Annotated in this window: 14 protein-coding genes; 4 read left to right on the forward strand and 10 right to left on the reverse strand. The window is 58.6% G+C overall.

Annotation, left to right across the window (positions count from 1 at the left end; genetic code table 11):
- Window positions 1-135 precede the first annotated feature (135 nt).
- Window positions 136-3,312 (forward strand): bifunctional diguanylate cyclase/phosphodiesterase, encoded by a 3,177-nt coding sequence (locus AX768_RS16220; RefSeq protein ID WP_062001175.1) that lies wholly within the window; start codon window positions 136-138, stop codon window positions 3,310-3,312.
- A gap of 25 nt (window positions 3,313-3,337) precedes the next feature.
- Here AX768_RS16220 and AX768_RS16225 read toward each other — a convergent pair whose 3' ends face one another.
- Window positions 3,338-4,837 (reverse strand): SulP family inorganic anion transporter, encoded by a 1,500-nt coding sequence (locus AX768_RS16225; protein ID WP_062001176.1) that lies wholly within the window; start codon window positions 4,835-4,837, stop codon window positions 3,338-3,340.
- A gap of 279 nt (window positions 4,838-5,116) precedes the next feature.
- On the opposite strand from AX768_RS16225, the gene AX768_RS16230 reads away from it, so the two are divergent.
- Complete coding sequence (locus AX768_RS16230; protein WP_062002267.1) at window positions 5,117-6,703, forward strand: esterase/lipase family protein; 1,587 nt, start codon at window positions 5,117-5,119, stop codon at window positions 6,701-6,703.
- Window positions 6,704-6,757: 54 nt separating this feature from the next.
- Here AX768_RS16230 and AX768_RS16235 read toward each other — a convergent pair whose 3' ends face one another.
- Window positions 6,758-8,134 carry an undecaprenyl-phosphate glucose phosphotransferase gene (locus AX768_RS16235; protein ID WP_062001177.1) on the reverse strand — a complete coding sequence of 459 codons (1,377 nt, stop codon included), beginning with the start codon at window positions 8,132-8,134 and terminating at the stop codon, window positions 6,758-6,760.
- Between the two features lie 30 nt (window positions 8,135-8,164).
- On the reverse strand, window positions 8,165-9,679 hold the full coding sequence (locus AX768_RS16240) for a mannose-1-phosphate guanylyltransferase/mannose-6-phosphate isomerase (RefSeq protein WP_062001178.1): 1,515 nt from the start codon (window positions 9,677-9,679) through the stop codon (window positions 8,165-8,167).
- Between the two features lie 1,245 nt (window positions 9,680-10,924).
- Between AX768_RS16240 and AX768_RS16250 the strand changes: the two genes are divergently transcribed.
- Both AX768_RS16250 and AX768_RS16255 read left to right on the forward strand, forming a co-directional pair.
- Entirely contained in the window at window positions 10,925-12,133 is a 1,209-nt protein-coding gene (locus AX768_RS16250; protein ID WP_062001180.1) for an O-antigen ligase family protein, read from the forward strand.
- 55 nt (window positions 12,134-12,188) lie between these two features.
- Window positions 12,189-12,779, forward strand: coding sequence for a phosphatase PAP2 family protein (locus AX768_RS16255; protein WP_062001181.1), 591 nt, complete (start codon window positions 12,189-12,191; stop codon window positions 12,777-12,779).
- A 48-nt stretch (window positions 12,780-12,827) separates the two neighbouring features.
- On the opposite strand, the gene AX768_RS16260 is transcribed toward AX768_RS16255, so the two are convergent.
- From AX768_RS16260 to AX768_RS16290, 7 genes are all read right to left on the reverse strand, one after another.
- On the reverse strand, window positions 12,828-14,015 hold the full coding sequence (locus AX768_RS16260) for a glycosyltransferase family 4 protein (protein ID WP_062001182.1): 1,188 nt from the start codon (window positions 14,013-14,015) through the stop codon (window positions 12,828-12,830).
- 148 nt (window positions 14,016-14,163) lie between these two features.
- Entirely contained in the window at window positions 14,164-15,474 is a 1,311-nt protein-coding gene (locus AX768_RS16265) for a lipopolysaccharide biosynthesis protein (protein WP_062001183.1), read from the reverse strand.
- Window positions 15,475-15,511: 37 nt separating this feature from the next.
- Complete coding sequence (locus tag AX768_RS16270) at window positions 15,512-16,522, reverse strand: glycosyltransferase family 2 protein (RefSeq protein ID WP_062001184.1); 1,011 nt, start codon at window positions 16,520-16,522, stop codon at window positions 15,512-15,514.
- A gap of 38 nt (window positions 16,523-16,560) precedes the next feature.
- Window positions 16,561-17,997 carry a hypothetical protein gene (locus AX768_RS16275; RefSeq protein WP_062001185.1) on the reverse strand — a complete coding sequence of 479 codons (1,437 nt, stop codon included), beginning with the start codon at window positions 17,995-17,997 and terminating at the stop codon, window positions 16,561-16,563.
- A 30-nt stretch (window positions 17,998-18,027) separates the two neighbouring features.
- A complete protein-coding gene (locus AX768_RS16280) occupies window positions 18,028-19,152 on the reverse strand; it encodes a glycosyltransferase family 4 protein (protein WP_062001186.1) in 1,125 nt (374 codons plus the stop codon).
- Window positions 19,153-19,214: 62 nt separating this feature from the next.
- On the reverse strand, window positions 19,215-21,533 hold the full coding sequence (locus AX768_RS16285) for a polysaccharide biosynthesis tyrosine autokinase (RefSeq protein ID WP_231941489.1): 2,319 nt from the start codon (window positions 21,531-21,533) through the stop codon (window positions 19,215-19,217).
- A 316-nt stretch (window positions 21,534-21,849) separates the two neighbouring features.
- Window positions 21,850-22,584 carry a Crp/Fnr family transcriptional regulator gene (locus AX768_RS16290; RefSeq protein ID WP_062001187.1) on the reverse strand — a complete coding sequence of 245 codons (735 nt, stop codon included), beginning with the start codon at window positions 22,582-22,584 and terminating at the stop codon, window positions 21,850-21,852.
- Window positions 22,585-23,470 lie beyond the last annotated feature (886 nt).

Below are 23,470 nucleotides of genomic sequence, written 5' to 3' on the forward strand. Positions count from 1 at the left end.
GAAGAATCCGTGCACCGCAGATGTGAATATTAAGCATCCGCTCAAGTAACGGATCATCGAGGCCGATAAACCGCGTACAGGCGTGGCATTATTCGCGCGAGTTGCATCGCCCTTGATCCGATACGGCTGCACACCATGAAGCGGAACCTGTTCTTCCGGATGCTGGACCGCCTGCGAGTCGGCCGAAAACTCCTGCTCATCTACCTGCTCGACCTGAGCGCGGTGGTGTTCATCAGCGGCATCCTGATTCACGAGAAGTACATCGCCATCGATTTCTCCGACAAGGAAATCGTCGGCAACGCCTATCTTCAAACCGTGCGCGATGCGCTGACCGACGTCACGCTGATCGGCGCCCGCAAACACATGACGTCGGCCCGGCTCCGACAGGACGCCGAACGCCTTGCGATTGCCGAGCAGCTTTACGGCGCGAACATGGAAAGCGCCGCACTTAACGACCATGTGCGCGACACGCTGAAGCTGCTGGCGCAGGAAACGCAACCCGATGCCGCCTCGGTCACGGATGCACTCACCGCCTGCCGCGAACTCATCACGCGCGTGGGTAACCAGTCGAACCTGATCCTCGATCCGGACCTCGACAGCTATTACGCAATGTCCCTGTCCGTGCTGCGCTACCCCGCGCTGCTCGAATCCATCAACGGCATTGGCGCGCAATTGCGTGACACGCCTGTCACGCCGTCGAAAGCCGAGCAGATGCGCACGCATTACCTCGTGCTCGAAGGGCAGCTCGACGCCGTACTGCAAGGGTTCAGATCCGATTTCGCCGAAGCCACCGCCGCCAATCACAGCCTGACTGTGTCGCTCACGCCTTCGGTCAGCAAGATGCTGGAAGCGATCGAAACCTATCGAGAAGTCGCGCGGGCCACTGTCGATCTGGGCGCGGCGGCCGACCCGGCGCTCCTCAAGTCCGCCGATGAGGCACAACAGGCCGTGGTGGGGCTCGCGCGGGATTCGTGGCGCGACACAGCTAGCGAGCTCACCGGCCTGCTGCGAGCCCGCGTGAGCGGCCTGTTCTCGCGCATGTGGCTGCATCTCGGCACGGCGCTTTTCCTGCTGTGCGGCATCCTCGTGATGGTATTTTTCGTGGCGCAACAAATCTCGCGGCCGTTGCGCCAACTTGCACGCGTCATGGATACCGTCAGACGCACCGGCGATCATTCGTTGCGCGCGAGCTGGCCCAGCCAGGATGAAATCGGGCAGCTCGTGATCGGCTTCAACGAAATGCTCGAACAGCTCGATCACGAGCGCGATGTTCAAAAGGAACTTGCCGCGACCGCGCGTGCTTCGGAAGCGCAGCACGCGCTGGTGGAAGCCACACCGGTGCCCATGGTCGTCACGGCGATTCCCGGCCATGAGATCCTCCACGCCAACAAGCCCGCTCTCTTCTGGCTGAACCACAGCGTTGCCGACCCATGGGCGCGCGGCCTGGACTCCGCAGTACGGGCACGCTTTTTCCAGCAGTTATCGGATCGTGGCGCTGTCGATCAGTTCGAAGTCCGCTGGCGTGCAACTGATGAACCCACGTGGGCCATGCTGTCCGCGCGGCGTCTCGTCTTCCAGGGGCAGGACGCGGTGCTCACGGCGTTCACGCCCATCGACCAGATCAAGCTCATGGAGCAGCGCCTGGAACTGTGGGCGAAGGTATTCGAGGCATCGTCGGAGGCCATTCTCATACTCGACAGCGAATACTGTCTGCTTACCGCAAACCCCTCGTTTTATCGCGCGACGGGTTATGGCGCCGACGATGTATTGCGTAAGCAACCCGAGTTCATTTCGATTGGACTGCCCGGCAGCAACGAAGGAGCGAGCGTCGCCGCCGCGGTGGGACGCGCGAGCAACTGGCATGGCGAAGCGCAGGTCCGGCGCCCGCATGGCGGCGAATATCCGGCGTGGCTGATCGTGAGCGCGGTGCGCGACAAACGCGGCAACGTCTCGCATTACATCTGCACGCTGATCGATGTCACCGAGCGCAAACGCAGCGAAGCACGCATCCAGTTTCTCGCCGAGCATGACGTGCTCACCGAGCTTCCAAACCGCGCACTTTTCTCCAAGCGGCTCGACAACGAATTGCACAAGTCAGAACGCAGCGGCGGTTGCGCGGCGGTGCTGTTCATCGATTTGGACCGCTTCAAGAACATCAATGATTCGTTGGGCCATCATGTTGGCGACGGTTTGCTGCGCTCCGTATCGCGCCGCCTGCTGGCCGCAGTTCGCTCGGGCGATACGGTCAGCCGTCTTGGCGGGGACGAATTTACCGTTGCGCTCAGCGGGGTGTGCAACGCTGCGGAAGCGGCGCAGATCATCGATGAAAGGCTCATTCCGCTGTTGCGCGAACCGCATCAGATCGGCGGACTTACGCTGCAGGTATCGAGCAGCATAGGCGTGGCGATGTACCCCGCCGATGGCCAGGACATCAGCACGCTGATGCAGAACGCCGATGCCGCCATGTACCAGGCCAAGGCAGATGGTCGCAACCTCGTGCGGTTCTTTTCGCCCGACATGGCGGAGCGCACGCGGATGCGTTTATCGCTCGAAACGTGCCTGCGCTCGGCGATCGAGCGCAACGAATTACGGCTCGCGTACCAGCCGTGCCTGGATGCGCAAACCGGCGCACTCGCGGGCGTCGAAGGTCTGCTCCGGTGGACCAATCCCGAGCTTGGACCGGTCGGACCCGCGCAGTTCATTCACATCGCCGAAGAGACAGGCCTGATCATTTCCATTGGCGCGTGGGTGATCGACGAAGCATGCCGCCAGATTGCGCAATGGCGCGACGAAGACTCCATGACCGTGAAGGTATCGATCAACCTCTCCGCCATCCAGCTACGCGATACAAATATTGTCGAGACCTTGCGCAACGCACTCGCGGCCCATGAGGTAGACCCTGCCTTGCTCGAACTCGAAATCACGGAAACGGTGCTGATGGATAGCGCGGAGAACTACCTCGATGCCATTACCGGACTTCGTGCGCTCGGCGTGAAACTCTCGCTCGATGACTTCGGCACGGGCTATTCGAGCCTGAGTTACCTCAATCGTTTCCCGCTCGACCGCATCAAGATCGATCGCGCGTTCGTGCATGACATGCTCGATGCACCCGGCGACCTCGCCGTGATCAAATCGATCATCGGACTCGGACATGAGCTTGGATTGAAGGTCGTGGCCGAAGGTGTGGAGACCGAGCGCGAGGCGCGGATTCTGCGCGGTATCGGTTGCGACGAACTGCAAGGGTTTCTGTTTGCGCGCCCCATGGAACCCTCGCTGCTTTGGACATGGGCCGACGAACAAGCACTTGTTTGAACGTCGTCACACACGCTTGAAAGCGTTATGAAGCGCTTGCGAAATCGAATCCTACCCGTTGCAGGAGGCGTTGATTTCGCGGCGACACATTAATGAACGCGATCTGCTTGCCGACCTTCTCGTAGCGCCGGTTCAACGCTTCAAGCGCGGCTATTGCCGAGTGATCGGCAAGATGCAAATGACCGCAATCGATGACGATACGGCTTGGATCTTTCAGCGGATCGAACAGTTCGTGAAAGCGCGTTGTCGAAGCAAAGAACAACGTGCCGCGCGGGATGTAGATCTTGTCGCCGGACGTGCTGGCGGTGACATCGGCATGAATGTCACGTGCGTGCTGCCACGCGAAGTCCACCGCGGCGATTACGATCCCGCACAACACCGCAATGGCCAGGTCCGTGAATACCGTAATGACCGTGACCGCAATGATCACGACCGCGTCGCTGCGCGGCACCTTTCCCAGGACACGCAACGATCCCCATGCGAAGGTCTGCTGCGCCACGACGAGCATCACTCCTGCCAGAGCCGCGAGCGGAATGCGCTCGATCAACGGCGACAGGAACAGGATGAACAGCAGGATCATGACGCCGCTGACCACGCCCGAAAGACGTGTACGGCCGCCTGAACTGAAGTTGATCATGGTCTGGCCGATCATTGCGCATCCACCCATTCCGCCGAAGAGACCCGACACCACGTTCGCCGCGCCAAGCGCGAGACATTCGCGGTTGGGCTGACCTTGCGTACTGGTGATTTCATCGGTGAGATTCAGCGTAAGCAGGGTTTCCAGCAAGCCGACAATCGCCATCAGCACCGCATACGGCAACACGATGCCCAACGTTTCGAGCGTCATGGGCACGGCGGGAATCTGGAACACGGGCAAGCTGCCTGCAACATGGGCCATGTCGCCTAGCGTACGCGTGGGAATGTGCAAAAGCTGGCAAAGCACGCCGATACCGACAATCGCAGCCAGTGCCGGCGGTATCGCTTTCGTCAGCCGCGGCAGCAGATAGACAATTCCAATCGTCAACGCGACGAGGCCGCACATCACATACAGCTCGGTCCCTTGCAGCCATTGCACCCCTTCGGTCGTCACATGCTTGAAGTGCTCGAGCTGCGCCATGGCAATGATGATCGCCAGCCCATTCACAAACCCCAGCATGACCGGATGTGGAACCATGCGGATCAGCTTGCCGAGTTTGAGCAAGCCGAACGTTGCCATGATCAGGCCGCTCAGCACGACCGTGGCTAACAGATACTGCGCGCCGTGCTGAACAACCAGCGCAACGATGACCACGGCCATGGAGCCCGCCGCACCGGAGATCATGCCGGGCCGTCCGCCGAACAGCGCTGTGATCGTGCAGATCATGAAAGCACCGTACAGACCCAACAATGGGTTCACTTGTGCCACGAGCGCAAAGGCGATGCATTCAGGAACGAGCGCGAATGACGACGTAAGGCCTGCGAGGACGTTGCTTTTTATATCGTGGGCGAAGCGGCTTTGCCGCTGCAGAGAAGAGCCGGTTTTCATGTGGTGCGTGGATTGTGCTTGAAGCAATACAGGATCAGCGCCGGCAGATGGTGTGTGCGTTTTGACTACCGGGAGCCGTGATGACGTGTGGACAATGCCTGCGCAACTACATGGGTCTGATCAAGGGTGACGATGTGAAGAAGATGAGGACACAACAAGCAAGGCCAAATTTTACAACACTTGAGGCAAACGCTTAAAAACGGCCTTGAGCATTGCCTTTCAAAAAACATGCGCCCTGGATCGTTTTACGCGGTATGCGAAAACGAACACGGAGACGCCATGCCCAATCGCTATCCCATCATCTACATTCGCGGCTATGCAATGACGGTATCGGAGCGAAACGATACAGCTGCGGACCCGTTCTGCGGTTTCAACGTAGGGTCCACGCTGTATAGGGCTACCGGTGCTTCGGACAGGCAGCCCGCGAAGTTCGTGTTCGAGTCGCCGCTTGTCCGGCTTGCATCGGAATATCAGTACCAGCATGTGTATCAGGATGGATACGACATCGTGGACCCGGACTGGTCGCCACCACGAGATGACAATGGCAACTCGATTCCCGGAATACCCGCTTCATCGATCATCATCTACCGGTACTACGACGACGGCTCGGCACTTCTCGGCGACGGTAAATCCAGAAAGGTCGAAGTCTATGCGCAAGGCCTGAACGACCTGTTGAAGCGCGTCAAGGAATTCGTTTTGCAGCATCGGCCAGCCGACGGCAGCCCGCCGATGACCGACAAGGACTTCAAGTATTACCTCGTGGCGCATTCCATGGGAGGTCTTGTAGCGCGTGCGTTTCTTCACAACACGAGCGAAGACTTCAGACCGATGCGCGAAGCTGCCGACAAGTTCTTTACCTTCGCCACGCCCCACAATGGAATCGATGTGCTCGGCATCAACGTGCCGTCATGGCTCACCGCGGAACAGACCAACACGTTCAACCGTAGCGAGATGACCACGTACCTGAACCTCCTGCAGATCTCGCCGCAATTCAATGGCCGTGTCGATCTGATTCCACAAAGCGCGATGCCGTCAGACCGGATCTTTTGCATGGTCGGAACGAATCGCGGCGATTACGAAGTGCTGCAAGGTGTTGTTCGCGCGTTCGTAGGCAACGGCAGCGACGGACTGGTGCGCGTGGACAACGCGTCGCTCTGGGGCGTCGATGACAACATGGCAACCCGGCAAGTCGCCACCAACTACGCGTTCCGGTCGCATTCGGGCTACTTCGGCATCGTCAATTCGGAAGAGGCGTACCAAAACCTCGTGAGGTTTTTGTTCGGCGATGTACGCGTGGATATCTGGGCCGACATAGACAGCGTCACCTTGCCCGATGAACTGGTGCCACAGGCATCGAGGGTCACGGCGCTTTACCAGTTCGAGATGTGCGCCGCACCGAAAGGGAAACGCTGGTTCCTCACGCGGCGAAAGTCGGTGGAGGATTCACCCGCTGTTCGATCCCACCAGCAATTGACCGGCGCCGACGCCAACGCAAGAAAGATCTATCTGGGCAGCGTGTTTCTTTCCAAGAAGTCGCGCGTCGACCGAAGTTCGTCCACGCTTTCGTACGCAATGATTTTCGCGGCCAAGGTTCCTGACTATGAAATCGAAAAGCGCTTCTGGCCTGACGGACACTTTGAAGGCGCCGACCTGTTCCAGGGCAATGCGATCGTGCGAGTCACACCGCCGCCGGACAACGCGGCAGCAAGTCCATGGACAGTGGAATACGGATGGGCGAACGGCACGACGCAGATAACTGCCATCGACTTCACGAAGGGCGTCCCACCGGATGTGATCATTCCCTTCGACAGCGCAAGTACGCCAGGGATTAAGGGCGCGCTGCGCATGGTGGTGCGGCCGTGGTAATGACGTAAAAAAGGGCAGCGTTCGCTGCCCTTCTTCTTTCACAAATAGCGCTTGTCAATAAGCGTTCGAGTGTCGAAACCCCTTGAACACCGTTGCAGCAATGATCTTCATGTCGAGCCCGAATGACCAGTTGCCGAGGTAATACAGGTCATGCGCAACGCGCCCTTCCATCTTCTCGATCCGATCGGTCTCGCCGCGAAAGCCGTTGACCTGCGCCCAGCCGGTGATGCCCGGCTTGATCCGGTATCGATGGATATAGCCCGACACGACCTTCTGGTACAGGTCGTCATGTTCCAGCGCATGTGGGCGTGGGCCGACCACCGACATTTCGCCGCGCAGCACATTGATGAACTGCGGCAACTCGTCGAGGCTCGTGCGTCGAAGGAACGCACCTACCCGCGTGATGCGCGGATCGCCACGCGTGGCCTGCTCCACAACACCTGCTTTCTGCACATGCTGACGCATGGAGCGGAACTTGTAGATGTTGAAGACCTGACCATCGGCGCCCTTGCGGCGTTGCTTGAAGAACACAGGGCCTCGCGAACTGAGCTTCACGGCAATCGCGCACGCAATCATGATCGGCGACACAGCGAGCAAGGCACCGGCTGCGAAGATGCGGTCGAACACCTCTTTCTGCATCAGCGCATTCGGCGGCAGCGGCGATGCAGCAAGGTTGATCGTCGGCACGCCCAGCAGGCTCGTCACGCTGCCTTCGAATAGCGAAAGCGTGCGTACGTCCGGCATGAAACGGATGTTGATGAGGTCGTCGCGGAACTCATCGACCAGTTTCAGGATCGTGCGTTCTTCCGTCAGCGGCAACGCGAGCCAGACTTCAGCCACGTTCTGCGTGCGTACATAACTGGCGAACGCCGCATGGTCGTCGAACACCGGCACGCGGGTGTTCATTTTCGTGCCGGCCTGCACGTTGAATGCAGCCGTTGCACGAAAGCCCGCGGCAGGTGCTGTATCGATCTTGCGAACGATTGCATCGCAGTGATCGCCAATGCCTGCAATAGCGACCTGCGACAAGTTCAGCCCTGCATTGCGTACGCGCCCGAGCACCGTATGCGTCACCATGCGTCCCGCGATCATCGCGGCGCCCGAAATGCCGGTCCAGTACACGAACCAGAGGCGCGACACGAAGTCGATGCGATGCAGCGAAAACATCAACGCCATGGCGCAAGCCTGCACGATGAGCCAGCTCAGCGCGACTTGTCCGGCAAGCGCGCCTTTCGAGCGCCCCCGCCATGATTCGTACACGCCGAATGCCGGAAACACGGCAAGCGAAAACGCCGCGGCAAAGGCCACGAATGCCAGATAGAAACTCCGTTGCGATACATCGTCGAAACGAATCTGTGAAGCGATGAGCGCGCCGCCCACGATCATCGAAACGTCGAACAGCCTCGCTAGTAGCTTGCTTATTCCGCGCATGTTCTTCTCCCCGAACGATTGGCTACCTGCTTAGCTGCGGCCGTACTTGTCGTCGAACCTGACGATGTCGTCTTCGCCGAGGTACGTGCCCGACTGCACCTCGATGATCTCGAGCGGCACGCGGCCCGGATTTTCCAGCCGATGCTTCACGCCGAGCGGGATATAGACCGATTCGTTTTCGCTGAGAAGAATTTCTTCTTCGCCGCGCGTGACGAGCGCCGTTCCGGTGACCACGACCCAATGTTCCGCGCGATGGTGATGCATCTGCAGCGACAGGCGAGCGCCCGGATTCACCACGATGCGTTTGACCTGGAAACGCGGACCGTTGTCGATGGAATCGTAGAAGCCCCACGGACGGCGCACTTTTCTGTGCATGTCCGCTTCGGGCGACTTCGACAGCTTGATACGCGACACGAGGCCCTTGATGTCCTGCACGCGTGACCGGTCGGCCACGAGTACGGCGTCATCCGTCTCGACCACGATGATGTTGTTCGTGCCCACGCATGCAACCAGCCTGCCGCCTTCCGAACGCGCATAGCTCGCGGTCGCGCCTTCGAACAGCACACGGCCGCTTCCCACGTTGCCGTCTTCGTCCTTCTCCAGTGCATCGCATACGGCGTCCCACGAGCCGAGATCGGACCAGCCTGCTTCGAGCGGCACGACCACGCCCTTGAATGGCGAGCCGGGCTTGCCGAGGTGTTCCATCACCGCATAGTCGATGGAGTCGGACGGCGACGTTGCGAACGCCGCTGCGTTCGGGCGGAAGTATTCATCGGTGCGCGTGGCCTCCTTGAACGACGCCACGCATGCTGCGTGCATGTCCGGCTGAAGCTGTTCGAGCGCTGCAAGCCATACCGATGCGCGCACGATAAAGATGCCGCTGTTCCACCAGTAGTTGCCCGACGCAACATATTGGCCCGCGAGTTCGGCAGCGGGCTTTTCGACAAAGCGTTCGATCATGTGCGCGCCGTGATCGAGCGAATCGCCAAGACGGATGTAGCCGAAGCCGGTGTCGGGACGTGTCGGCGGAATCCCGAGCGTGGCGATCTCGCCGGCTTGCGCATGACGTGCTGCGATATCGATCGCGCCGTGAAGCGCAGCAAGGTCGGCAATGGCGTGATCCGCCGGCATTGCAACGAGGATTGCATCGTTGCCGTCGGCGCAAGCGGTCAATGCTGCAAGCGTGAGTGCCGGAGCGGTATCGCGGCGTGCAGGCTCAACGACAATACGCGCCGTCACGCCGCTCGCACGCACTTGCTCGCCGGTTGCAAAGCGATGATCCTCACCGCAGACAATGACCGGGTCGGCAGCCACGTCCCAGCCCGCCGGAAAACCTTTCATGCGCATCACGGTAGCCTGCAGCAAGGATTCGTTGCCGATCACGCCGATCAGTTGCTTGGGAAAATGTTCACGCGAGACGGGCCACAAACGCGTGCCGGAACCGCCCGCAAGGATCACTTGTACGAGGCGGCTGCAATCTGCTGCTGCGCCTTCCACAACTGTTGCACCTGCGGCATCTTCCGTACCCAACTTAAGCTTGTCCATTTTCAAATTCCTTGTACTTGAGCCCGTTGCCGGGCGTTTCTCTGCGCGCTCAATATTTCTGCGCGATGAAAACGCGTAAATAATTTGCCCTGCAATGTGTCGTAGATTCCATCGCGCGGACAATTCCCGTCCCGCATTGGAAAATGCGAATCAGCAGGTCATGCGTCTCCTGGCTTGATCGGCTTGGATCGTGCCGTTGTTGTCGGCTGAGCGCGCTCGCTTGATTACGTCAACGAGTGCCGTACGTGCGCGGGTCGGCGTGCTGGCAATCGCAACTGCGCCGGATGCGCCTGAAACTTTTTTTGGCAGCGCGGCTTGATCATCCAATGCCACGCTTAAGGTCTAAAGAATGAACCGGAGGTTCCTTCAAACATCCTGAGTCGACTTAGGTCCTGCATCTGAGATACGGATACACAGCAGCAAGCAACTGGCCTGAACAGCCCAAAGATGTTGTGCGACAAAGCTCTGCAGCGAAGAAGAAAACCCGGAACAACTGAAATTGCGAAGTAAGTTAGCGTTGAACGCGAAGCTTGCGAGGACCAGAAAGCAGTGACCCTCTCGCATCGGCTAGCCTAAAATAACGCGTGACGTTCCTGAGCCAACCAGGTTTCGAAAACGCGTGATCGATGACCGAATCATATGCAGAGTAAATTGCATTAGGGTTTTCCTGGCGTAAAGGGTTGAGGTTTTGGCGCGGGCCTGCGTGTCATCCTCGCGACCTTGGCCAGGGGAATTACTCGAGCACTGCCGCTATACGTCAGCATTGCTGATAATGTGACAGTGTGTAAATAAAATACGCTCTGATTTACCTGCATGAACCGCTATTAAGAAAACTGTATTTAAAGGCCTTACAGGTGAATACGCTTTCAAATCAACAACGTGATTACTGCAAGCATTTGCAAGATAAGCAAGAGCACTCGCGCACACATTGCTAGAGTGACCTTTCTTCAATCATCAGGTCGTTGTTCTACGCCAAAACATCTGTCTTAGACGCCGCGCTCTGCAGAAGAGTTGAACGTTCCTGCATTGTGGGTCTCGAACAGGTTCCGCTAAGACCCCACATTTAAATTGGCCGGTCCCACGGGTCACCCGGGACCGGTAAAATCCCGCGTGACTGCACGACGCATGCGTTGTGCGCTCCTCATATTAGTGGACCACCTTGACCTGACCTGCAGTACCGTACTGGCCGCATTGTGCCGGTCGTCAAAAGAACGGCCGTGCGCCGTCTCAACATAAGGACCCGCAATGGCTTACATAACGCTGCTGGCGTTATTTCTTACCGTCACCAATCTTGTGCCTCTCAGCGCGGTTGGCTTGCTGCCAATCTTCTTGTGCGGCTGGCGCTTCTTCGGCAGAAATTATCCGCGGTTCATCACTCCGCTTGTCGCGTTCGCTGCGCTCGCTGTGATCTCGACCTTGCTGTACGACCCGATCTCTCTCGTGACCTTCGAGTTTTACAGGCGCGATGGCAACTTCTTCATCTCCTATGCACCGATCCTTGCAGGCTGCCTCTACATTCATCGATGGGATCTGAACAAGGTCTTGCGCACGTTCTACACGTTTGCCATTGTGCTGAACGTTCCTTTGTATCTGTACTACATCACGCAAAGCGGCTTGCTGGGCATCTTCACCAATCCGGACCTGAGCTTCGGCAGCTACTTCATTGCCCGTAACGCAGCGGGCGGCTTCCTCGCCATGCTGTTCTGCCTCGGTCTCGCCTGTTATCTGCAGCAACGCAGCAAGCTGCTTCTTGGGATGCTCGGATTCAACTTGCTGATGCTCTTCTCAACCTATAGCCGGGGTTCGTTGCTGGGCGCAATGGCAGTCCTGCCTTACCTGTACCTTGGCCGCAAGCGCTGGTGCCTGGCTACGCTCATCGTCGTACTTCTCGCCGGTTCGATTGCGATGGCAATCCACAACACCGATCCCACAGTCAACTACATGGGCTACACCTTCACCATCGCGAACTCCGATGCGAAGGTCGCCAACCTCAATATCCGCTATGAATGGCTGTGGCCGCGCGCTCTCGCTTACTTCGAGCAGAGCCCGATCATCGGATTGGGTTTTGGTTCGTTCGATGACCAGATCCATACTGTCACCTCGTACTTCGGACTGGTCGGCATTCCCTCAGGGATCACCGTCGAACATAGCGATTCACATGCTCACAACTCGTATCTGAACTTCCTCGCGGAAACTGGCATAGTCGGACTGACGCTCATGCTCGCGTTCTACTGGAGGCTTATCCAGTGGGCCAAGGACGGCGCAGCGATTTCGGCCATCGCCGAGAAAGGTGTGAATTTCACTGCCTACAGATTCGTCGAGTTGTCGGCGATCTGCCTGCTCGTGATGGCGGCGACGGAGCACCGGCTGGTGTCGCCGTCGAACGTGCTGATTCTTTCGCTCGTGGTGTCGTTGTTACTGGCATGGCGTCCGCCGGCCCGCTATTCAATGTAAGCGACGGGCCGTCCCGGAAAGAGGCGGCCCATCAATACAAGGACATTTCATTCATATGTGGCCAGTGTTCACCAAGATTGGCGATGCAGCCATGACGTTGCCCGCAGCGTTCATCTGCACCGTCTGGATCGCGAGATCGGATGTGCGGCTGGCATTTCGCTGGGTGCTGGCGCTCGCGCTTGGCATGGCGCTCGTTGGCGTGACGAAGATCCTTTACGCCGGCTGGGACATCTCGTTTCCCGCATTTGATTTCCGCGTGATCAGCGGACACGCCATGTTGTCGACTTCCGTGTGGACCGTGGCGTTCACGCTGCTACTAAGGAGCTGGCGCCAGCCGCCTTACATTGGCGTAGTTGCCGGACTTTTGCTGGGTGCATTGACGGGACTCGCACGCGTGCATGACCATTCGCATTCGTTATCGGAAGTGGCGATTGGATGGGCTCTGGGTGTGCTGGTTGCGGCAGCAGTCTTGCGAAGCGCCTGGCGCGTGGCAACCGAGCGTTTTAGTCCCGTCGGCGTCACCGCAGCTCTGTTGTTTGTTTCGGTGCTGACCTACGGACACACCGCGCCGTTCGAACGGCTGATCGATGCCCATTCCGCCGGGCTTCACAATCGCTTTGCGGCGAATATCGCGCGATTCTTCTAGTCGGGTGACGCCTTTGTCTGGCGTCACCCGCAGCGTCATCTGCACATCTCAGCCGTAATCCACCAGCGAATGTTCTTCGGCCGGCTTGACGTCCTTTACCGGATAGAGGAACGGCACATCCGGGCGTGCGCGCGGCAGCTTTGCATCAATGAAGTCCACCAGCTTTGCCTTGAAGTTTTCCGCCGAAAAACGTTCGGCGTTTCTTCTGCATTGCCGCGGATCGAACAGGCTTGCGTTCGCTTCGAATTGAGTGACGGCGTCCAGTAGCGACTCCGTCGTCTGCTCACGGAAGAACACGCCGGTTGGCCGTTCACGCGGAAGTCCGATCACCGATTCAAGCGCTCCGCCCTTGCCATACGCAATGACAGGCGTCCCGCAAGCCTGCGCTTCCACAATCGAAATGCCGAAATCTTCTTCCGCGGCAAAGACAAACGCACGTGCGCGGCGCAAATGGTCGAGCAGAACTTCGAACGACTGATAGCCCAGGATGGTGACATTGTCCCCGGCAACCGCGCGGATACGTTTCATCTCGGGACCATCGCCAATCACAACGAGCTTGCGCTCGGGCGTCTGCGAGAACGCTTTTACGATCAGGTCAATGCGCTTGTACGGAACCATGCGCGACGCCGTCACATAGAAGTCGTCCTTCTCGGTGCACAAGGTCATGCCCTTGAAATCGACCGGCGGATAAAGCACCGTTGCATCGCGCTGATACGCCTTCTTGATGCGCCTTGCGATGAATTGCGAGTTCGCCAGGAGGTGGTCCACGCCGTTGGCCGAGCGCGCATCCCAACCGCGAATGTAGTGCAACAGAAGTCGCGCCATCACCGACTTCAAACCATTTGCCAAGCCTGATTCGCGTAGATATTGATGCTGCAGATCCCACGCGTAGCGAATCGGCGAATGCACATAGCTGACATGCATCTGATCAGGGCCTGTCAGAACCCCTTTGGCAACCGCGTGCGAACTCGAGATGACGAGATCGTAGCCGGACAAATCGAGTTGTTCGATGGCAAGCGGCATGAGCGGCAAATATCCGCGATACCGCTTCTTCGCAAACGGCAGCTTCTGGATAAACGATGTGTTGACCGACTTCCCTCTAAGGCATGCGCGATCTTCTAGGAAGTCGACGAGCGCGAACACATCGGCTTGCGGATAGCATTCTATGATCTGCTGGAGCACTTTTTCAGCGCCACCCGACACCACCAGCCAGTCGTGAACAATAGCAACTTTCACTTCTACCTCCTGTACGTTTAAGGCCGAAAGCGCCCTTGGATGCGCCGCTGTTTCTGGGTCATGCGAAGCGTGACGAAGACCGGCGCCTGGCGGAGCCTCACGCCGGGCTGAAATGCAAGACGCCCGGCGCTGGATTCGAAAATGTGGTTCATTCCTTGCCGCTGACTGGCGTGCGCGGACCGAAGGCAGTACGGAACATCGCAAGGGCCCGAGCCGAGCCGGGCAACAACCCCGTCATGTCGGAACGAACCATCAGGCCCATCAGCATGACGGAAAGCGTGGCTTCACCAATCACGCGCGCAAACGCCATACCGATCGCGCCATAACGCGGTGCGAGGTAAAGCGCGGCCGCAAGATTGGCGACGCCGGATGCGAGTCCTGCGATTGCAAGCAAGCGATCCTTCTTGCGCGGCACGAATACATAGAACGCGACGAACTGATTGAAGGCAGCGAAAGGGAACATGACGGCAAGGCATTGCAGCACATGGGCGCTTGGCGCGAATGCGGCGCCGAGAATCAGCGGCAGGATGAAAGGCGACAGCGTCAGCGCGCCACACATTGCAAGCAAGCCGTACCCCATCAGCAAGGTCGCACCGCGACGGCTGGTGATACGCGCACCCTCGTTATCGTTTTGTGCGAGCTGGCGCGAAATGGTCGGGATGAAAACTTGCGCTGCGGGACCCATCAGGCTCAGGCCGATCGTCGCAAAGCGTTCAGCCGCGCCAAAATATCCGACCTGAGGCGGCGTGGACAACAGCGTGAGCAGATATGTCGATGACGCCGTCAGCACCGCCGAACCCGTCGAATAGCAGAACAACATGGTCGAGCCGCGGATGAGCGGGACGATACCGTCAAGCTTGAACCGCGGGAATCCAATATGCGCAAACGTCAGGCCATATGAAATCGCGGCAGAGATCGCGCCGGCAATCAGCAAGCTTGCGACAACCCAGACTGAGTCGGCGGGACCTCGTACTATCGACAAGATCAGGACCAGGCTGAGCGCAAAGCCGACGACCTCAAGAATGATCGGCGTGCGAAAGCGCTGGCGTCCTTGAAACAACCAGCCAAGGTTCAATGCAGACACAATGCCAAGCGCGGTTGCGAGCAGGCCCATCGCGGGGCGTGCAGCCAGCGACGGCGAACAAAGCGTGGCGACGACGCCAACGGCAATGCCTATCGCGCAAGTAAAAACCCGCGCACTGGAATGCAGCGAGAAGACCGCGTTGTGATGACTTGCCTCGTGTGACTTGGCGACGTCGCGCATGCCAACAAACGTGAACCCGTAGCTCGACAGCATCCAGATCACATTCATGAGCGACATCGCGGCAAGCACGCGGCCGTATTCCGTTACGCCAAGCACACGTCCATAGAACGGAATGACGACGATGAGGTACAAATACCTCATCACGTATCCGCCATAAACGAACACCAGGATCTTGGCGTTTTCTTTCTTGTCCATTCCGCTTCCTCTTAAGCTACGTGGTGCACAGGTTGAATCAGCGTGCAGCCACGCGACGGCGGGCCAACGGGTTCGCGATGTAGCGAACCGCATAGTCCGACAACGGCGCATACGGCAATAGGCACAAGCTCGACAGCACGAGCGTGCCTACTTTCTTCTTAACGCCCCAAAAGGGGTTCGCCACAATCGAATGCAGGTAGCCATGCGATTCGCGCGTCATCCAGTGCCAGCGTGCAGCCAGCGGCGCGTTATAAACACCCGAACAAAAATGCGCTTTCTCGTGCGAGAAGTCGTGGAATGAAGCCGGCAATTCCACGTTCAGACGCGAGCGCGCAATTTGTTTGAGCGTCGCCCAACGCATGTTCAGCGCCTTGGGCGCCTTGGTCAGGCTTTCCGAATTCGCGAACGACACGCTGGGAGCGCTCGCGTTATGTACGCGGTAAGCGCCCAACGATTTGGAAATGGTCGCAACAGGGCCGAGCAGCGCCACGCCATAGATCGCATAGAAGTCGGCGCCGTAGCGGTTGACGCTGGATTGCGGCACGGGAAAAATTTCGCGCAGCGCACTGACGCGATATGCGTTGCCCGACGCCGGCGGTGACGGATACAGCCAGCCGCGTCTAAGCAAGCTGCCGCAGTCCGCCGGCGGCTCCGAATGCGGTACGTGCGTACCCGTCAACTCGCCTTCCGAACCGATCACGTCCAGCCGGAATTGCACCTTCGTGTAGTCGCCTGCGTTAAAGGCGCGCATGACTTCCGACACGGCCGTGGGGTAAAGCAGGTCATCGGAATCGAGCAGGATGGCGTAGTCGGTTTCGATGATCTCGACCGCAGTGTTGTAAGCGGAGACCTGTCCACCGTTCTCCTTGAACACCGACTTGATGCGCGATCCATAACTCGCGATGATCGAGCGCGACCCATCGGTCGAGCCGTCGTCGATGACCACCACGCGCGTTGCCGGATAGTCCTGGCCCAGCGCCGAATCGATCGCTTGTGTAATGAAGCGCTCATAGTTGTAATTGCAGATGACGATGGTCACGTCTTTCATAATGCCTCTGTACGGGCTATTGATTCTGATCGGCACAGTCACGCGACCTGCCGCGAACTGACGACGATATACGCCAGATGTACTGGCACTTCCGGCGCTTTCTTAGGCGCTCCATTTACGTTTTGCGGGACCTTGAAGCGGATGTTCAGGGCGTTCTGGTCCCAGGTCAGCGCAACGTCGCTCGCGGGTGCCGCCTGCCCTGTAAGCGCATCGATAAACCTCACCTCTGCACGGCTCGACACCGGCGCCTTGATGCCCGGCACCGAGATCGTCCGCCAGCCGCTTGGCGCTGCGACCTGGAACACGAGGTCTTTGTCCGAATACACCGCGCCGGCGGCAACATCTGGTCCTGGCTTCAATTGCGCCGGCACGCGTTGAAGCGCGCCCGGCACTGTCCTGTTCAACACGATCAACGCACGGCCCGAAACCGTGTACGTCCGCGGGTTTCCGCGTTGTGTGAGACGGAAGGGTTCGACTCCGTCCCAGTGGAAAACCATCGATACATACTTGTCCGGGTCATCCCAGTTCCGGTCGAGCGCCCACACCGCAAAGTCGAAGAAGTACCGCGAGATGTAGTGCGGATCTTCCATGTAGCGATCGCCAATCTCCGTCTGCCAGAGGCCGCGAGCGGGACCGTTGCGCACATAGCGCTGATACAGCGGGTCGAGCTCGGCGACCTTCATGTAGTGAATGTCGATGTAGTCGACCCAGTCGAGCATGCGTGCGTTGACAACCGGACTCCTGTATTCGAGCCACTTGATGTACGTCTCGACGCCGCCCTGGTCCGGCCAGCCGCCATACACGATGAAGCAACGGTACTTGCGTATGATCCGCGCCGCCGGTATATGGATGCGTTCCACGTAGTCCTGCATGGCGCGGTCATACACGCCGTCCTTGTCGCCGTCCGCGCTCGGACCGTGCCAGAACGTCGCCTGTTTCAGGCCTCCGGACAGACGCCCCGCCGCCTCGTTCCAGATCTGGAAGTAGCGCACGTTGTAAGGTGGCGCCGAATACTTGCGAACGACTGCATCAACGTACTGCGTCCACGCATCGACATCGACGGGCGCGGATTTCGAATCGTCGGCGATCGTGGCGTTCCAGCCCGGCGTGTAGGCCAGCAGCAAGAGCGAGCGAAAGCCATTGCGGTTGTTGCTGAGAAGCACCGGCGGCAGGTTGCTGTCGTACTGCGGACCCGTCCGGTCAACACGCATTGCGTCGTGCGCTGAATCAGGCTGTCCCGGACCCGCTACGTCGCGTCCCCAGGAAATGCCCATCTGCCGCCACATTGCGACGTCTTGCGGTGCACCTGCCCATCCATTGCTTCCGATCAACTGCGTCAGCCGGCGCGTGCCGGTGTTGCCTGGACCCGGCACCGCGACGGCCGTCGCAGCCATCGCGTGAAACGGCACCGTCGCCACCGCCGCGATCGTTTGCAGCGCCCGCCGCCGTCCGCGTTTGTACCGCTGCTCAAACATTGGGCCACCCCGAATACGGATTCATCGGGCTTAGCCTGCGGACGTGCGCGGCGTGAGGTTGTACGGGCGCTGACTGGGGTCGTCTTGCAGGATTCGAAGCAAGTCTCGCGCCGCACGGTCCCAGCGGAACTGCTGCGCGTGTTCCAGGCCGATCTCGCGATAATGGTCTCGCAACTCGCTGTCGCTCATCATCAACGCGATCTTCTCCGCAATGTCTTCGGCGGACGTCGCATCGCAATACATGGCGGCTTGCCCGCATGCTTCGGGTATCGAAGCATGCGTCGACGCGATGACTGGACAACCGCAATACATGGCTTCGAGCGGCGGCAGTCCGAACCCTTCATACAGCGAAGGGAAGATCAGGCACGCCGCGCTTTCATAGAGCGACTTCAGTTCGCCATCGGACACGAAGCCCGCCCAGATGACCCGCTTGTCTTCGGTCGCGGCATCCAGCGCGGCGCTGCTCGCTGCCTTGAACACGCGCGAGTTCTTGCCGCCGGCGATGACAAACTTCAGATCCGGCATATGCTCCAGCAGCTTGATGGCTTCGAGCGCACGCTGCAGGTTCTTGCGCGGATCGAGACTGCCTACGATCACGCAATACGAATCCTTGGAAAGCTTCAGACGATCGATGATCGCCGGCTCCGGAGCAATGCGGTCGAGGTGGTCCGCGCCGGGAGGGAGGACCACCACCCGCGACTTGTCGAGCTTCAGGTGATGACAGATACGCTCTTGCGAGAACGTCGAGATGGTCAGGATCAGCGGCTGAAGGCGCGGCAGTATCGAAAATCGCAGCTTGTACCAGAGCAGGAATTTCTTCGAGAACGCCTCGGGTACGTCGAACACGGCCATGTCGTGAACCATCACGATCTGCCTGCGTTTGAAGAGCGGATTCGTGTTGCACAGGTTGACGAGCGTTGTCCTTCTCGACGCGATCGGCAACGTAATCTGTTCCCACAGGTTCCCGCGAAACCACGGGAAGCGCCGCTGGCGCTTGAGCAACGTGCCGGGCGCCACGGCGTCCTGCGGCACGAAGACTTCGAGCTCCTTGCCCGGCATCGCGCGCATCTGCATTGCGCGCGTCAATTCGAATGCAACTCGCTGTACGCCGGTGATTCTCTGCGACGTGAACTTCCCGTTAATTGCTATGGCCATTGCACTTTCCCTTGAACGATGTAGCGCGCTCCCGGCGTGGGCGCGCTGTTGAGGCAGCGAATTCAGTGAACCGTCTCTACGTCACCGTGGTCGCTTGCATAGTTCGTGGCGTAGCCATAGCCGCGGTTGCTTCGTTTAAGCGGTATTCCGTTGAAAACCGCGCCCGCAATGCGGCCTTCTGCACGCGCGAGCTTCCTGACCGTATCGGAGATTTCTTCTTCGCTTTGCATGCCCGAGCGCAGCACGAGCAACGAAGAACCTGCTTCGCTCGCGATGATCGACGCATCGGTTACGGCGAGGAACGGAGGCGTATCGACAATGACGAGGTCGAACTGCTTGCTGAGCCGGTCGAGCAATTCCTTGAACCCGGCTTGCATGAGCAAGGCAGCCGGATTGGTCGGACGTACACCGCACGAAAGGAACGACACGCCTTCCACACCAACCTGGCGAATTGCGTTGCGCACCGGCAAACGGCCGGACAGCACTTCGGCCAGACCGCCGCGATTACGTTGTTTGAAGAATGACGCAAGATGGCCGCGACGCATGTCGGCGTCGATCAGGAGAACCCGCGATCCCGTCTCTGCGTGCAGCACGGCCAGGTTTGCCGCCACGAAACTCTTGCCCGCGGACGGCGTGGGGCCGGTAACCATCACGATATTGTTCGGTGCGTGAGCGAGGTCGCGTGTCAGCGCGGTGCGAACAGCGCGCAACGCTTCGACAGACGGATCATGCGGGAAGCGTGCGGCAAGCACCCTGCTGCCCAGGCCGTCCAGCGTTCCTGCGTCGCTGAAATCGCCTACGGGCTCTGCACGCGGGAACGGCAATCCTGCCTTCATTGCAGGCGGCAATGCCTTTTTCGGCACCCCGGCGCTGCTCGGATCGAGACGCATTTGTTGATGACTGAACAGGACTTCACCGAGGACCGGCACGCTAAGGCGACGCTCCACGTAGCGCGGATCGGTCACGCCGATCATCACGTGACGGCGCATGAATACGAGGAACACGCCCGTGAGCAGACCCAGCACGACACCGCCGCCAAGCACGGCCGGACGATTCGGCTTGACCGGACGATGCGGACGCACCGCGGAATCGACCACATGCGCGCCGCCTGACGTGCTCGCACGACGCACGGTCAGTTGTTCGGCCTTCTGGACCATGCCGAGGTAAATCGTTTCGGCAACCTTCTGCGCGCGGATCAGATCGACGCTCTGACGCTCGGACGAAGGCATGCTGCGAAAGCGTCCGTCGAATTCACCCTTCGCCTTGTTCAACTGGGCGAGTTGCGTATCGACGTTTTGCACCCAGCGGCTGTTCGGCGTAAAGCGCTCGAGCAGTTGCGTGCGTTGCAATTGCAGCGTGGCAATCTGCCGATCGAAGTCGATACCACCCTGAAGGAACGACTGCGCTTCAGCGGTCGGCTGCATCGAGTTCGAGGTCGACCGGTAGCTCTTCAACGCTTCTTCCGACTTGCGCAAGTCGGACAGCAAACGCGGCAATTCACCGTTGATGAACGCGAGCGTTTTCGTGTCGTTGGATTGACGGCTTGCGACAGCCGCTGCAAGGTACTGCGCAGCCAGCGCGTTGGTCACTTCAGTCGCTTTCGCGGGGCTCTTGTCAGCGTATTCGATTTCGATCAGGCCCGAGTCCTTGACCTTGTCGCTCACTTTTACGGTGTCGGCGAAACGCTTGACCGCATCGAGGTCATTCCAGCGGATCACTTCGAACGACGTACCCGGACGTGCAACGAGTTGCTTCATCGTGATGGACACACCGTTGGCGCTGGCGGGAACACCGACCATGCCGCTCACCAGCAATTCGTTCGATGGACCACGCAGTTCGTAGCGACCGCCATCGAGCGCAATGAGCTTCAGCTTTTCTTCTTCCAGGCTTTGCGGAACATCGAGGCTTCCGACCTGCACACGCTCGCCGCCCCAGGCAAACGACTTGAGGCCGAGCCAGGGCGCCGACGGTTCACCCGGCGTCGCGAATTTCTCCGCTATATCGCCCAGTAACGGGAACGTGCGCGGCGAGACCGAGACATCGAAGCGATACTTTTCGATCACTGGCTCGAGCACGGAACGGCTGCGCATCACGGCCATTTCAGCGCTGGGTGCGGGTGCAGGCGGCGGCAGCGTTTCCTGATTCTGCAGCGCGATCCCCAACTGGTTCTGCTCCGGCGGATCTACGCGGATGAGTACATCGGCGGAATAGATCGGGGGTGCAATGAAGATATAGGCCACCGCCAGCGCGACGACGACTACAGTCGCGACCAGGATCTCCCAGATGTGATCCCGCATCAGGTTGAGCATGTCCTTGGCGCTGAGTTGCCCGCGCTCATGGCCTGCAGAGGGATTTAGCGAATTTGAAGGGTAGTAATCCACCGGCGTATTCCTTCGATGTTCAAAGTATGTCGCGACCGTGCGGCGAAGGCGCCGCTGTCGGGTAAAGCCGCACAACCCGCGGCCCGCTAAAAGTGATGAAAAGGACGGCTCGCCGCGTTCAAGCGATCTGCCAGTCCATGACGAAGTAATCGCCTATGGAAATGCGGAGCGTGTTCTCCGCTGACTTACCTGAAAATTTTCGAGACATTTCATAGAGCTTTCCACGATCTGTACTCCAAAATGTTTAAGCATCTGACCTTTTTTGATGAATGTTTTGCAGTCGGTCCACGCAGTTCGGCCAAGTACCGAGCCCCCGTCACGCGACTTCCTCTCTTGCCGGCACGCGCGGCAACAGTCTGCTGAATTCCCGCGCCACGACCCCATAACACGCACACGCATGAGCTCGCAGCCCTTCGCGATCGCTTACGGCGATCGAACGCCGGCCGGTGTGAATCACGCCGGCGTCCTGCAACTTGCCCGCCGCCGCGCTGATGCCTTCGCGCCGGACACCCAGCATCTCGGCGATCAACTGGTGACTCACATGTAGTTCATGACCCGGCGCACGATCTGTTTCCAGCAACAGCCACCTGCACAACTGCTCGCTGACCGAGTGGTACCTGTTGCAGATTGCGGTCTGCGCAACCTGTACTAACAAAGCCTGCATGTAGAGCAGCAACAACCTCCTGAGTCCGTCCGAATTCGTGAACTGCTGCTGCAAGGCTGTAGCCTTCATCCGGTATGCGGTTCCTTCGAACTGCACCTGGACGCTCATCGGCATCGTCTTGCCGCCTGTGAGAACCGGTACGCCGATCATTCCTTCGGCACCGACCGCTGCAACCTGGTTGGACGATCCATCCGCCATCCTATAGATCAGTGACACGACCGCTGTTATCGGAAAGTAAACGTGATCAATGGCCTGTCCGCTCTCACACAGTACTTGTCCTTCCCGAAGCGAAACAGTTTCAAGGAACGGATGCAACGCTTGCCACTCACGAACGGGTAACGCGTCAAGCAGATGATTCGTGTGTCCTTCATCGTCGGCCATAAGCATTTAGAGTGCCCTGTTGGTATCCGTTAGAAACGCGTGGTTCGCAGTTGCCCCGACCATTGGCCTATCTGTTCGCGAGTTCCTGAAAGGTGCACATGCAAGCGTGACGTGCATAACAACTCACGCCTGGTGCAACCGCAGTTTCTGCGCCAACGCAACACGCCTGGCTCATTAAGGCATCGGGATCAATACGTCATACGCTGCGAGCGGTTGAACACCCGGATCGCGGACAACAGTTCCGATTTGATAAAAACGCAGACCCCGAACCCGCCAAAATTGCCGCAGATCAATCTGCAGTCTTCGACGTGTATCAGGTTGGATTCATGGATTCGCCGCGACGCACTTCATGCTGGAGGCTGATCCAGGCGCCGAAAGCGCTTTCAGAAAGAGCCGTGATCGAACACTCAAATCATCAGAGGAATGCGAACACAACTTCCCTTTCATGTTGCGTTGAAGCATAGACCGGGGAAATGGAATGAAATCGGTCAAGGCTTAAAATCTAGAACTATTGGCCGATTATGTTGAACCCTTTACGGGTTTCTTAGGGAAAGAAAGAATTGTTGCGATCTGCAATATGTGTAACAGAAATTGTATATCTAGAATCTTTTCGGTTTTTCTGGTCTTCTGCTACATGCGGCAGAGAGTTGTACAGATCATGTCCAGTAGGAACGAATCTGGCTAAAGCCTTGTTCTGTATAGAGTTCAACATAAGCTCGAACAACCTTCTTCGTGCCTTTTATCTTTATTATATTAATAATACGGATCGGAAATTCTTTCCGTGGCTCGTTAATATACAAGCAGCTCTTTCGATCAAGAGTAATTATTTCTTAATTAAGCCGCCGCATTCGCCATTCATTAGGACGGCTCCGCCAAACTGTCAGTCGGTTAT

Source organism: Burkholderia sp. PAMC 28687 (assembly GCF_001577465.1).
GTDB lineage: Bacteria > Pseudomonadota > Gammaproteobacteria > Burkholderiales > Burkholderiaceae > Caballeronia.

Bases quoted from the DNA above. Each gene is read 5' to 3' on its own strand.
- AX768_RS16220 (WP_062001175.1), top strand. From the start codon at position 136: ATGAAGCGGAACCTGTTCTTCCGGATGCTGGACCGCCTGCGAGTCGGC.
- AX768_RS16225 (WP_062001176.1), bottom strand. From the start codon at position 4,837: ATGAAAACCGGCTCTTCTCTGCAGCGGCAAAGCCGCTTCGCCCACGAT.
- AX768_RS16230 (WP_062002267.1), top strand. From the start codon at position 5,117: ATGCCCAATCGCTATCCCATCATCTACATTCGCGGCTATGCAATGACG.
- AX768_RS16235 (WP_062001177.1), bottom strand. From the start codon at position 8,134: ATGCGCGGAATAAGCAAGCTACTAGCGAGGCTGTTCGACGTTTCGATG.
- AX768_RS16240 (WP_062001178.1), bottom strand. From the start codon at position 9,679: ATGGACAAGCTTAAGTTGGGTACGGAAGATGCCGCAGGTGCAACAGTT.
- AX768_RS16250 (WP_062001180.1), top strand. From the start codon at position 10,925: ATGGCTTACATAACGCTGCTGGCGTTATTTCTTACCGTCACCAATCTT.
- AX768_RS16255 (WP_062001181.1), top strand. From the start codon at position 12,189: ATGTGGCCAGTGTTCACCAAGATTGGCGATGCAGCCATGACGTTGCCC.
- AX768_RS16265 (WP_062001183.1), bottom strand. From the start codon at position 15,474: ATGGACAAGAAAGAAAACGCCAAGATCCTGGTGTTCGTTTATGGCGGA.
- AX768_RS16270 (WP_062001184.1), bottom strand. From the start codon at position 16,522: ATGAAAGACGTGACCATCGTCATCTGCAATTACAACTATGAGCGCTTC.
- AX768_RS16275 (WP_062001185.1), bottom strand. From the start codon at position 17,997: ATGTTTGAGCAGCGGTACAAACGCGGACGGCGGCGGGCGCTGCAAACG.
- AX768_RS16280 (WP_062001186.1), bottom strand. From the start codon at position 19,152: ATGGCCATAGCAATTAACGGGAAGTTCACGTCGCAGAGAATCACCGGC.
- AX768_RS16290 (WP_062001187.1), bottom strand. From the start codon at position 22,584: ATGCTTATGGCCGACGATGAAGGACACACGAATCATCTGCTTGACGCG.